Here is a 12,086-nt window from a genome sequence, read left to right on the forward strand (position 1 = left end):
CAGTAAATGTTTGAAAGGTACAGAGATAGAAATATATAGATAAAGATGTGAAAAATAGAGGGAGCGGGGAGATAGGAGACGGAACTAAGGCAGGGAGAAGAGGCTACGGGAGAAATAGGCTGGGAAGAGAGAGGTCGGGCGACGCGGATGAGGGCCGGCTTTGCCTCTTCTCTTCCCAGCCTGACATACGGCCAATCAAGCCTCTGGCTGGCTAGTTGGCTGGTTGGCCAGAGGTTGTCTTACAGAGAGCGAGCGCGCGCCAGATCGCGGCCCGACGTACCGCAGCCGAAAGCCACCAGCAGTGGCAGGAGGTGGGCCACACGTGGTGTTCCCCAGCCGGTCACGGGGTCCCAGCCCTTAGCGGCGGAGTAGCCGTTAATGGTTACCGGGTTGCCGTTGGCGTCGGTGCCCGTAAAGGTATTGTTCCCCGTCGTAATGTCGTGGAAAGCCTGCCCGTAGAGCGGCGAATGGCCGATCAAGTAGAAGGCAGGATTGAGGAAGCCTACACGGTGGTGGCCCAGCTGATCGGCCAGGGCTGTAATGCCAGCCCACTGGGGCGAGCCAGCGCTCGTGCCGCCAAAGCGGAAGACCAGGTCCTGACCCAGGCCAGAGGAACTCCACACGGCCAACACACCGCCGTCGACCGCTGCGTTGTAGGCTACATCGGGCACGCCACGGTAGCGACCGATCCCGGAGGTGCCGACCTGGTAGAACGGCTTCGGATAGATGGTGCTGAAGCCGCCGCCGCTGGCCGCCTCGTACTGCGGCTCATTCCAGGCCGTCTCACTCTGGTAGGCGCCAGTCTGGCCATCGGCGATCAGCTTCGTTCCTCCGACGCCCGTCACCAGCGGGTCACTGGCTGGCGAGCTAACGCTGAGGAAATAGGAATTGCCGTCGCAGGTATACTGAGCCGCCCCCTGGTCGCCTGAAGAAGCGAAGAGCGTAATACCCTTCAGCGTGGCCTCCAGGAACAGCTCGTGCTCCTGGCGCAGCAGCTTTGGATCGACGCAGCTCTCGCCCTCGCCAAAGCTCTGGGAGATCACGTCGCCCAGATTATGGCGAATCGCATAGCGGGTCGCGCTGAGGATATCCGTATCCTGATTGGACTTGGCCAGCACCAGCACGATGTGGGCGTCAGGGGCGATGGCGTGGGCCCACTCCACATCAAGCGTAATCTCGCCCGCCCAGCTTACCTGGTTCGCATCGTTGGGATCGAAGGGAGTCAATCCGTCCGGTGCGACGATGGTGAAGGGTGGATCGGGCAACCCGAAGATAGAGTCGAAGGTCTGCAGGTCGTGGGTGATAGTGGGACTCTGGTAGGCATCAATAATAACGATCGAGCGTCCTTTTCCTGTAATCCCTTTATTCAGGATCGGCGTGATCTCATATGCTTCGCGAATCTGCTTGGGGCCGTAGCAGTTGGGCGGCGTGGTCGTCTGGCAGCGGAAGGTCGTATCGCTGCGAGCAACACCAACGTACTCGTACTGCGGGCGCACTACGGCGAAGCCATGTACGCCGCGAGCCGTCAGTGCCGCTGCGCTCGCTCCTCCACCCAGGCCAAGGCTGAGCGCCAGCATGGCGCAGACTGCTACTGCGGTGATGAGCAGACGCGAGAGCCGACGGACGAGAGCTAGATCGTTCATGAATGTCTGACCCCCTTTTTCAAAACATAGTGCCTTAAGACAGTAGAGAAAACTCGTGCCTGGTGCAGATAGAGGGGAATAGGAATGGCACCCGCTTATAGTATACATGGTCTTCCTGCTTTTTTTAAAGAGGAACAGGTTGATAGAGGGTAAAGATCTAGCTTAAGAAATCTAAACATATAGCGCTTCTTTGCCTGCTCGTTTGCTTATGCGTGGAATCATCGCTAGCGGCAGCTCAGCCTCCCCCTTTGCGCTCCACCCTTGCTGTAAAGCCGCTCTCAAAGTGAAAGGCCCGCCACCACGGTGACTGCGTCACTTTCCCGCCAGGCCGCTCGTATACTGAAAAAGGAAGAGGAAAAGAAGAGCAGCAGGCGGGTGGTCAGCCGCCTCACCTAGATGAGGAAGGAGAGATCTGCTATGACCGGCTCACTGGAAAAACCGTCGCTTCGGGAGTCGCGACTTGGCGAGGAAGGTGCGGACGGGCTGACGCCGCGCAACCTCGCTGCCACCGGAGAGGAAGAGACACCTACGGAGAAGAAAGAGAGAGTAGAGGAAGAGCTTCTCTCTCGGAGAGCCTCGACAGACGCTAAGGTTCATGGACAGCGGCCACAGATGGACGCTGCTGAGATGGAGGAGGTTGAAACTGTCGCTGCAGCTGAGGCCACGCAGGAGCGTCAGGCCGTTGCTGCTCCACGGCAGGAGCAGGGGGTGCTGGTGGTAGCGCCCAGCGACGCTACCACGGCTGATCACAGTGAAGATACCCTCCCGTTAGAGCGCCCTGCCCAGGGCAGCGCAGGGCCGCAGGCTGCTTTCCATAGCGCGCCGACGCTACCAGTACTGCCACAGGAGCCACCCCATACCGCTCGGCAGTCCCAGCGCTGGCCCCAAGGCCGCCAGGGCCAACCCTGGCCAGGACCGCGCCAGAGAGCCGCTCGTGCAGCGGCGGGCGGTCCCTCTTTCAAGAAACTCTGGATCGGAACGCTCATCGCCTCTTTGCTTTTGCTGCTGGTAAGCGTCAGCCTCCTGGTCTATCTTTTAGGGGTATTGGCGGCGCGTGAGGGTCTCTCTCCGGCCTCACTTCTCCCGGCGACTGCCAGCGGCAAGCTGGCAGGGGCACAGCGTGGACAGGATAGCGCGGCCATCGAGCTGGCCCTCTTTCCCCAGAGTTTCAGCCCAGCCAACTGCCTTCCCGATAACGGTTATCGCTGTACAGCAACGCTCATGGCTAGCGGGCCGGCGGGCAGTGTGCGCTGGCAAGCCTGGTCCCAGGGCGTAGCCGCCCGCTTTAACCCCGCCAGTGGCAGCATCGAGCCAGGGCAACAGCAACAGGTGATCATTTATCTCCCTGCGACCTGTCCGGCCTCGGGGAAACTCATCTTCTCCTGGAACAACCGGCAGCTGAGCGTGCCCTGGCGGTGCTGAAACGCCGCCGGGAGCAGGCTACCTGCGCATTGCGGCGTGCGAAGTCTGTTCGGCCCCACTTCGCCAGTCTCGTTTCTTCCCAGCCTGGCCCTGAGTCCGGCAGGCTCCAGACCGGACCAGACATGCCCCCACTCAGCGGGGAAGGTCGGGGCGTGACTTGCGCAGTCGGAGCCAGCCCTTCTCTTTAGGCAGCTCTTCCTGGCTGTTCTGTCCTTGGGTCCTCAACCCCATCTGCTCCAGGAAGCGAATCCCCGTTTCACTCCACGTGACGCCAGAGGCCAGCTCAATGACCTGGTCGCTGCGCACAGGAACCGGGCGATAGCCCGGCGGCGGCTCCGTGGCTTGTGGCCCGGGGCGCGACGTCGGCCACTGTGGATACTTCGGCGCGACGATCGGTACTTGTGACGGCGTTACCTTTTCCAGCTCCATCTCTGTTGACCACCTTCTTTCTCTTGGCTCACGGCCTCAAAAAGCGTAGCAGCGTAGAAAAGATATGATGAGCGGAGTGCGCTCTCTACGCTGGAGATCAGTCCTCACTACACTTGCAAACCTGTATTAAGGAAGAGGAGACAGGTCATCCAGCTAGATGATAACGCAAAGCGGGCGCCTAGTCCATAGTGTTGTCGCGCTGTCTGGCTCAGCTATTTAGGAGTGAGTGGGCCGCCCCGGCTGGCGAAGGGAGCAAGGCTGTCAGCTTGCTTAAGGAGGATCGTTCTGCTATGCTTCCGGGCGGGGACAGAGGAACAATTTCGCGCTGAGTGAAGGCGCAGGCCGGGCTGGCTTTTCCGTTTCGGCCAGCCGCGGCAAGAAAGAGATAAGAGCGAGTCACTCTTAAGGAAACGCGCTTACTGCCATGCCTGGGGAAACCGGATCAGCTGAAACAAGACAAGGGGAGAGCATAGGCATGATCAACCTGCAGGACCCCGCGCTCAGGGAGCAACTACGGCGCAGGACCCCGGAAGGCCGCTATCTGGTTAGCGAGGCCGAGCTGGTGCTGGCGATCCGTGCTTGTGATGCACAGGGAGACAGCGAGCGTGTCCAGCTCCTCTGCGAGGTGCTGGTCGAGCGCTGCGCACCAGAATTTCAGCGGCGCACTCAGGGCTTACGTCATCGACCTGATCTGCGCGAGGAGGCGATTGCCAACATGTTCGAGCATCTTCTGCGCGAGACTCTCAATCCACAGGAGGTGTTCATGACTCAGAACTTCCCCCACTATTTGCGCTGTCTCTGCGCGGATGAGTTCACGCGCGTCCTGCGTCAGGAGGGGCTGCACTACCGGCGCGACAGCGAGGGGCGCCCAGCGGGGCAGCCGCAGCACATCCCGCGTTCTTTGATGGAATCGCTCCAGACGGGCATCGCCGAGGAAGAAGGATCGCCCGGTGCCGACGTGGCTGATCCCCAGGATGCCTATGAGCGCCTGCACGCTCTTGAAGAGAGCAGGCGCATTCTAACCTATCTCTCGGACCCGCTCGATCGCAAGATTATGGTGCTGCGCGTCTTCCAGGGGTTGAAGTGGGACGATATCGCGCAGCTTTGTCAGCGGACCGAGCGCACAGTACGTCTACGCTATGAGAAGGCCCGGGCTTATCTGCGCGCCTGCCTCGATCGGGAGCGAGAGGAGTCGGAAGCAGCACAGATGCGTCAGCAGCATCAGCGACAACCAGCCCAACACGTGCCCACCGCTCATGGGCAGAACCAGCAAAGGTGAGGAGGCGTCAATCATGGCAAGCATCGACAGCCAGACAATCCAGCAGCTGAAGATGGCCTGGCTGGCCGCTGAGGAACGCGGCGATAAGCAGGCTCAAATGGCTCTCTTGCGCGCGCATCCAGAGGCCCAGGAGGCTCTCATCGACTTTATCGCAGCCTATCACGCTACGGCGCTGGAACAGGAACATGGCGCGCTCGCCTCGCCTGAAGAAATCCAGCTACTGCCCCTGACGGAGCGCGCTCGTCAGCGCGCACTGGCGCGCGTCTTCGGCCTCAGCCAAACCAGCGATGCCGGTGCTCAGGCCCGGTCCGAAGCCTCGGTCACCTCACTTGCTTCCGTTAAGACGCTGCGTGAGCTGCGTCAGCGACGTCGGCTCAGCCTGACTGAGGCGGCGCGCGGCCTGCGCCTGGGCGTCGATGTCTGGAAAAAGTTTGAAGAGGGTCTGATCGATCTGCTCAGTCTCAGCACGCGCCAGCTTGAGCGGCTGGCGAGCTTCTTTAGCGTTAGTCCGCAAGAGTTCGCCGAGTTGTTGCGCAATAGTCAGCCGACTCTCGCCCTCAATCGTCGGCAGACTGGCGAGGCGGCTCGACGACAACGTCAGGAGAGACCAGTCAGGCAGAGCTTTGCCGAGGCCATTGCCCGCAGCGATATGAGCGAGCAGGAGAAGCGCGCCTGGTTAGAGGAGTGATCTCGTCGCCTTGCTCTCAGCCCGTCCTCTTGCTTCCCTGGCTTGCTTGCCAGCGAGGCTCTGAGCGGAGCAGGCTGCCTTGCTGCGGCGCAGGCAGGCGCACCGCGTAGCCGAGGTAATGGAGCCTTGTGAAGCGGAAGAGGCTCCAGAGGAGACCGCTGTTGGCGAGGCCGCGGGAGAGAAAGCTGCTTATCTCACCTGGTTGTAGACCGTAGGCGGTCAACAGGAAAGCCAGCTCGCGGGGACGAATGAGACTCCGAGGGCGGCCAGCGCCCTCCAATCCGAGAACCAGTGGCAGGCGCTCCCCCAGCCAGTTCAACAGCAGGCGAGACGGCCAGTTGCCATTGAGGGCCTCAAAGACCAGCAGGCCACCTGGTGCCAGCACGCGCGCCATTTCGGCAATTGCCGCCCGCAGATCCCTGACCTGCGCCAGTGCCTGCAAACAGACTACCATTGAGAAAGAACCGCTTGCGAAGGGCAGGGCCTCAGCCCGCCCGGATAGATAGGCGATCACGTGGCCCAGGGCTCTCTCCCGCGCATGGCGCTGCGCCTGCTCCAGAACCAGCGGCGAATCGTCGAGACCCAGGATGATGGCCCCACGCCGCGCCAGCTCCTCGCAGAGCTGGCCTTGATCACAGCCCACGATCAGGATCTCCTCTTGTCCCAGGGCTGTTCCCCCATAAAGGCGCGTCACAGCCCCCTCCACATAATCGCAGCGTGCCACTGTCAGCTGCGGTTGCCATCGAGAAGGGTGAACATTGGCAAAAGTCTTCTTCTGCCAGCGTTTTATCATAAGCATACCAGTCCTCTCCCTAACGAGACCATAAGCGATGCTCGTCAATTATATAGTAATAGGAATGGTCGCTTTTCGTCGGAGCGTTGTACAGAAAAGGGAGTATCCTTACAACGAGTGCAAACAGAGCCGGGAAAGATGGTATAATAGGGCGACTGATTACGCGATTGGTGGAGAGAGGAACCTGTTCCTATGGCTATGTTTGAAAGTCTCTCAAAGCGCCTTGAAGGTATCTTCAGCGGGCTGAGTGGCAAGGGAAAGCTGACCGAAGCTGACGTCAACGAGGCCATGCGTGAGGTGCGCCTGGCCCTGCTGGAAGCGGATGTCAACCTGCGCGTTGTACGCCAGTTTGTCGAGCGCGTGCGGGCCAAAGCCATTGGGGCCGAGGTCTTGGGGAGCTTCTCGCCGGCTCAGCAAGTGCTGCAGATCGTGCATGAAGAACTCATAGACATGTTGGGTGGCGAAGGAAGTCAGAACCGGCTGGACCTGGGTGGCCCGCCGCCCAATGTCATCATGCTGGTCGGGCTGCAAGGCTCAGGCAAGACTACCACAGCGGCGAAGCTGGCCAACTATCTGCGCAAGGAGGGCCAGCGTCCACTGCTCGTGGCCGCCGACATGTATCGGCCAGCGGCTGTGCGCCAGCTCCAGACGCTGGGCAAGCAGCTCTCGATTCCTGTTTACGCCGAGCCGATGGGAGCCAACCCGGTCGACATCTGCGTCCATGCTGTTGACTACGCTCGTGAGCAGGCTGCCTCTGTCGTTATTCTGGATACTGCCGGGCGTCTCAACATCGACGAGCAGATGATGCAGGAGGTCATCGCCATTCGCAAGCGCGTGCAGCCGCGCGAGGTGCTCCTCGTCGCCGACGCCATGACTGGTCAGGAAGCGGTACGCGTGGCCAGCGACTTCAACCAGGCTGTGGCTCTGACGGGGATGATTCTGACCAAGATGGATGGCGATGCCCGCGGTGGCGCAGCGCTCTCGATCCGGGCGGTCACAGGGGTACCTATTAAGTTCCTGGGCGTCGGAGAAAAGACGGATGCTCTGGAGCCGTTTTATCCCGACCGTTTGGCCTCGCGTATACTGGGAATGGGCGATGTCCTGACCCTCATCGAGCGGGCGCAGGAAGCCATTGATCAGCAAGAGGCGCTCCAGACGCAAGCCCGCCTGCAGCAGGGGCAGTTTGATCTGGAGGACTTCCTTAAGGCGATGCGTCAGCTCAAGCGCATGGGGCCGCTGCGCTCCATTCTGGAGATGTTGCCTGGCTTCAACAAGCTGGCCGCCCTGCCCGAGATGGATGAGGCCCTGGAGGGCGATCCTTTGAAGCATGTCGAGGCGATCATTCTCTCGATGACTCCCGAGGAGAGGCGCAATCCCGATATTATTAATGGCAGCCGACGCCGGCGCATTGCAAGCGGCAGCGGCACCAGCGTGCAGGAGATCAATCAGCTCCTCGCCCAGTTCAATGAGACGCGCGCCATGCTGCGCCAGCTCGCCAGCGGCAAAGGCCCCTGGGCCCGCTTGCTGCGCCAGTACGCCAGCGATGGCGGCGGCATGGCCGCTGGCTTGCCCGGTATGCCAGCCGCTCCAAGCCTGCCTCGGTTGAACAGCGGTGAGCCTAAGAAAACCGGCAAGGCTGCCCGTAAGGAACGAAAAAAGCAAAAGGCCAAGCAGAAAAAGAGGAGGTAATCCCATGCCGGCCAGACCTCTGCCCCGCGCTCGCCCGCCCGCTCCTGGTGCGCTGCTCTTGCTGAGTTTGATGCTGCTCTTACTACTCATGAGCGCCTGCGGCGGCGATTCCCAGGCCCGCCAGCAGGCCAGCCAGAGCAAAGATCAGCTCGATCAGCTGCTGCGCTATGCGCTCTCTATTGGTGTGCCTGCCACGCTATTGCAACCGATTCAAAAGCAGGAGACGACTCTCAGCAGTGGCTCCCCTCCGTTTTCTCCATTCGATGATCGGCCAGTCACAGCGTACTATACTCATTTGACCAATCAATACAAACATTTGCAAGAACAAACTAAACAAGTCATTAATACGGCTACTGACCAATTTCAGACGCGGGCCCAGCAGGATATGCAGAATTTTCAGGATGCTTTGACGGCGCGCCGCGTCGATGGCTTTGGCAACCTTCAATTTTTTACGCAGCAATATCAACGTGATCAGAACCTCATGGCGACTGCGCGCTATCCTCGGGATTATGCTGCTATCAGTAAGGAGGCCCAGACCAACACCCAGGCTTTAGATCTGATGAAGGCGACGCACGATCGTCTGACAGCCTTGCAGAGTACGATCAAGCAGCTCCAGAAGGCCAACGTTGATGTAACGGCCATGCAGGCCCAATATCAAGACGACGTGCAGACCTTCAACCAGGCCGTCAAGCCCACGGATTTTCAGCATTTGCAGAGCCTGATCAATGCCCAGTACGAGCTAGCGGTGGTCAATTCTGTTCAGGCCGTGCCCTATGTTGGCAGCGCCAAGCTGAATACTTTTAAGGCTCAGCTCGATGATCTGAAGAAGTATGGTGTCGATGCCAGTAGCTATCAGCAGCGCTACAATGCTGACAAGGCTGCGATGGAGCGAGCCACGACCCTGGAGCAGTATCTGGCGGTCTCTCGCCAGATCGACGCTGACATGGCTGCCATGTATCCCGATCTCGTTCGCGGAGAGGCCTACTGGCTGGTGAATGAGATCGATCGCCAGGCTCGTAGCTGGGGTAAAGCTCATCTCTATCATGATAAATTTGATGGGAACAATTACATCCTCGATGCTGGCTATACCCTTGATGGTATTGGCTACTGGCTCAATCGTGAGTTGACCTGGACCTATACCACTGAAGACTACCAGGGGGTCGTTGATGAGGAGCAGAACGAGCTGTTCAATCTCCACATGATGGAGCAGAACTACAACGATCACACGCCATACAACAAGGTCCACCAGACCGACCTGCAGATCCTCGATCACTATCACCTGCGTGGCTCTCAGGTACTGATGGTCTCCTTCACCGAGCAGGCCATGCGTGTCTACGATCACGGTAAGCTTGTCAACGCCTTCCTGGTCACCACAGGCCGGGTCGAGCGCCCGGCCCTGCCCGGCGTCTGGCCGACGCAGAACCGTGAATCGCCGACGGAATTTAAGTCGAGTGATCCCCCAGGTTCCCCCTACTACTATCCTCCCACCCACATCAACTATGCCATTCTCTATCACTGGGGTGGGTTCTTCGTCCACGATGCCTGGTGGCGTGTCGACTTCGGGCCTGGCACTCAGTTCCCCCACTATGACAGGGGAGGCGACGAGAGCTTTGCTGGAAACGGCAGCCACGGCTGTGTGAACGTCCAGGAGGATCAGATGGCCTGGCTCTATGGCCACACTGACTGGAACACCGTGATCGTGATCTACTGATCGCCTGACCGTGAGGGTTCCTGCGAAGAAAGCAAGGGCGCTGCTCCCTCAAACAGAGCAGCGCCCGCTTTATGGAAGAGAAGGATCTGGCCGGGCGGAAGAAGAATGATCAGCTGGGGAGAGTGGCCGGCGGGGGACTCAAGCCACATCCTCGCCTTTGCTGTCGGGTACCAGCTCCTGGGGAGCGGGCAAGGGAGGCAGCAGATCGGCGCGCACCCGTGGCAGACGCAGGTAAAGCTCCGCCCCGCTTAGGGAACGACGCCAACTGCGGGCTGCACGCAGGTCCCGCAGAAAATCACGCTGTAGATCAACGCCCAGGGCCTGCCAGAAGAGGCTAATGGCCCGTCGGGCGAAGGCCAGGGCATTGCGCGGCTCAATGCGGTCCAGATCCTCAAAGAAAAAGGCGCAGCTGGTGAAACTGCACAGCAAGTAGTACTCGGCCTCCAGCAGCAACAGAGCGCGCCGACGTTTCTCAGCGAGGGCGGCTCTCCCCCCAAAACCAACGGGCCTGGCGAACTCCTCCCAGAAGCTTTCAGACGAGCGCCAGCCATTGCGCAAAGCCAGGTAGCCATTGCGGGCCGCCCAGGGGTCGCTTAGCACCTCCGCTGCGAAGCGCTCAAAGAGTTGATCGCCGCGGGCTGCCAGACGGTTCAGGGCCTGGCGCAAGGCCCCTTTCCAGTCGCTGCGTCCTTCGGTGCAGGCGCAGCCGCAGGCCCAGCGATCGACACCATGAAAGCAGCTCCAGGACGTAGGCGTGCGTAGCGTTACCTCACGACGCGGTGGATGCAAGCGCAGATAGCGCTCCAGGGTAGACAGCTGGAACCCAGCCGCCTCAGCGCTATAGCGCACCAGGCGGGTCAGGAACTTATCGCGCCAGATCCAATGATGGCCGTACAGCTCGCCATCGGTGGCGATCACAATCAGCTGCGGCTCACCTCGCTCCAGTTTCTCCGGCACCAGATGAGAGGGCAGGATCGCCGAAGCAAAGTGGTCGGCGTTCACCGTCACATTGCCGTCGAACGAGATCGCTCCTGAGAGCGGAGCCTGGTAGAAGAAAACCGTCATGCTGCGATTGGCCGGCAGGCGTACCAGATACGGCTCCGTCACATCCACTGGAGTGGCGGCCTGCCAGGGAGCCAGCACTGTAAAGGTGATGCCACAGCGCGCCAACAGATCGAGCGTCTCCATATCCACCGCCGTCTCCGGCAGCCACATCCCCGCCGCCTCGCGACCATAGCGCTGGCGGAAATCCTCCAGGCCCCAGACGATCTGCGTATACTTATCGCGACTATTGGCCAGGGGGAGGATCACATGATGGTAGGGATGAGCCAGGGCGTTGCCGCTGCCGTAGCGTGCGCGGTGCTGTCGGTCAGCCTCAATGATCGTCTGATGGACGCCAGGATAATGGTCGGCCAGCCAGGAGGCCAGCGTTGGCCCCATATCATAGCTGATCAGCTCGAAATTGCCGGCCTCGGCATTAGGGCGGTAACATTCCGCCGTAATCTTCTCATTGAAATTGGCAAAGGGAGCGGCTTCGGCCTCGGCGGGAATAGCGCCAGTGAAAGGGTCCTCGCGCGGGGGCTGGTAGAAATGCCCGTGGAGACAGAGGAAAAGAGGCGCTGCGCCGGGCGTTGCAGCCTCGCTCACCGCTTGCTGTTCAAGCATAGACAAATGAACCTTCTCATCTGCTCACAGAGTTAGCTGCTGCGCAACCAACCTCGTCCTCTACCTGCGGCGCTCCTCTCGGCGCGTAACCCGGCCAACCCGTGGCATATAAGGTATACGCACGCAGAGAGAAGCGCGTTCCACTCAATGTGTCGCGGCAGCCGTAGCCCAGCTGACCCTGGCCCAGCCTATAGCTGTCGCTGGCTAGCGTGTTCAGCGTAGCGCAGAGCCGGTGGCCCGGTAGCCCGGTGGCTCAATGGCTCGGTAGTTTGCTCGGGTCAGGCCGAGCGTGACTGCGTACTCATCAGGAACTCCTCGTAAGCCTGACGGAGCTTCGGGTAACGCAGCAGAAAGACGCCGGCGTACTCCTGCGTTAGCGGACGAGGCTGGCGGATCAGACGCATATTGGCCTCTTTCAGGAGGCGATTGCCCTTCTTGCTATTGCAGGCTTTGCAGGAAGTCACCAGGTTTTCCCAGGTGCTCTTGCCGCCACGCGAGCGCGGGATCACATGGTCGAGCGTCAGCTCGCGGGTCCGCTTGCCGCAGTACTGACAGGTTTCCTCGTCGCGCAGGAAGATATTGGCGCGTGTGGGCTGGAGGGCGACGCGCGGAACACGGACGTTGGCGAGCAATTGCACGATCACGGGCCGCTCGTGGTCGAGGCGGCGGGCCTGAATATTCTCCTCAATAGCCTTGCGAACCTCGTCGTCCAGGAAAGTCACCTTTTTCTTCGACAGCAGGACGACCAGACGACGCTCTGAGATGAC

Annotated in this window: 10 protein-coding genes; 5 read left to right on the top strand and 5 right to left on the bottom strand. The window is 60.3% G+C overall.

Annotated elements, in window-relative coordinates; genetic code table 11:
- Nucleotides 1-239 precede the first annotated feature (239 nt).
- Complete coding sequence (locus tag IRZ31_RS16145; RefSeq protein ID WP_297155466.1) at nucleotides 240-1,643, bottom strand: S53 family peptidase; 1,404 nt, start codon at nucleotides 1,641-1,643, stop codon at nucleotides 240-242.
- A 627-nt stretch (nucleotides 1,644-2,270) separates the two neighbouring features.
- Between IRZ31_RS16145 and IRZ31_RS16150 the strand changes: the two genes are divergently transcribed.
- Nucleotides 2,271-3,065: a hypothetical protein gene (locus IRZ31_RS16150; RefSeq protein ID WP_297155468.1), complete on the top strand. Its 795-nt coding sequence runs from the start codon at nucleotides 2,271-2,273 to the stop codon at nucleotides 3,063-3,065.
- Between the two features lie 132 nt (nucleotides 3,066-3,197).
- Here IRZ31_RS16150 and IRZ31_RS16155 read toward each other — a convergent pair whose 3' ends face one another.
- Nucleotides 3,198-3,494, bottom strand: coding sequence for a hypothetical protein (locus IRZ31_RS16155; RefSeq protein WP_297155470.1), 297 nt, complete (start codon nucleotides 3,492-3,494; stop codon nucleotides 3,198-3,200).
- 475 nt (nucleotides 3,495-3,969) lie between these two features.
- Between IRZ31_RS16155 and IRZ31_RS16160 the strand changes: the two genes are divergently transcribed.
- Nucleotides 3,970-4,773 carry a sigma factor-like helix-turn-helix DNA-binding protein gene (locus IRZ31_RS16160; protein WP_297155471.1) on the top strand — a complete coding sequence of 268 codons (804 nt, stop codon included), beginning with the start codon at nucleotides 3,970-3,972 and terminating at the stop codon, nucleotides 4,771-4,773.
- A gap of 13 nt (nucleotides 4,774-4,786) precedes the next feature.
- On the top strand, nucleotides 4,787-5,461 hold the full coding sequence (locus tag IRZ31_RS16165) for a helix-turn-helix domain-containing protein (RefSeq protein ID WP_297155473.1): 675 nt from the start codon (nucleotides 4,787-4,789) through the stop codon (nucleotides 5,459-5,461).
- Nucleotides 5,462-5,477: 16 nt separating this feature from the next.
- Here IRZ31_RS16165 and IRZ31_RS16170 read toward each other — a convergent pair whose 3' ends face one another.
- The gene (locus tag IRZ31_RS16170) at nucleotides 5,478-6,260 is read right to left on the bottom strand and encodes a class I SAM-dependent methyltransferase (protein WP_297155475.1); all 783 of its coding nucleotides are present in this window, start codon (nucleotides 6,258-6,260) and stop codon (nucleotides 5,478-5,480) included.
- 192 nt (nucleotides 6,261-6,452) lie between these two features.
- On the opposite strand from IRZ31_RS16170, the gene ffh reads away from it, so the two are divergent.
- Both ffh and IRZ31_RS16180 read left to right on the top strand, forming a co-directional pair.
- A complete protein-coding gene (gene ffh, locus IRZ31_RS16175) occupies nucleotides 6,453-7,943 on the top strand; it encodes a signal recognition particle protein (protein WP_363325683.1) in 1,491 nt (496 codons plus the stop codon).
- Between the two features lie 4 nt (nucleotides 7,944-7,947).
- Nucleotides 7,948-9,654: a L,D-transpeptidase gene (locus IRZ31_RS16180; RefSeq protein ID WP_297155479.1), complete on the top strand. Its 1,707-nt coding sequence runs from the start codon at nucleotides 7,948-7,950 to the stop codon at nucleotides 9,652-9,654.
- A 138-nt stretch (nucleotides 9,655-9,792) separates the two neighbouring features.
- On the opposite strand, the gene IRZ31_RS16185 is transcribed toward IRZ31_RS16180, so the two are convergent.
- Both IRZ31_RS16185 and IRZ31_RS16190 read right to left on the bottom strand, forming a co-directional pair.
- Entirely contained in the window at nucleotides 9,793-11,319 is a 1,527-nt protein-coding gene (locus IRZ31_RS16185; RefSeq protein WP_297155481.1) for a DUF3536 domain-containing protein, read from the bottom strand.
- A gap of 278 nt (nucleotides 11,320-11,597) precedes the next feature.
- Nucleotides 11,598-12,086: HNH endonuclease (locus IRZ31_RS16190; protein WP_297155484.1), on the bottom strand; the 489-nt coding region annotated here is incomplete at its 5' end.

Source organism: Thermogemmatispora sp., assembly GCF_019683635.1.
In the GTDB taxonomy this organism is placed as follows: domain Bacteria; phylum Chloroflexota; class Ktedonobacteria; order Ktedonobacterales; family Ktedonobacteraceae; genus Thermogemmatispora.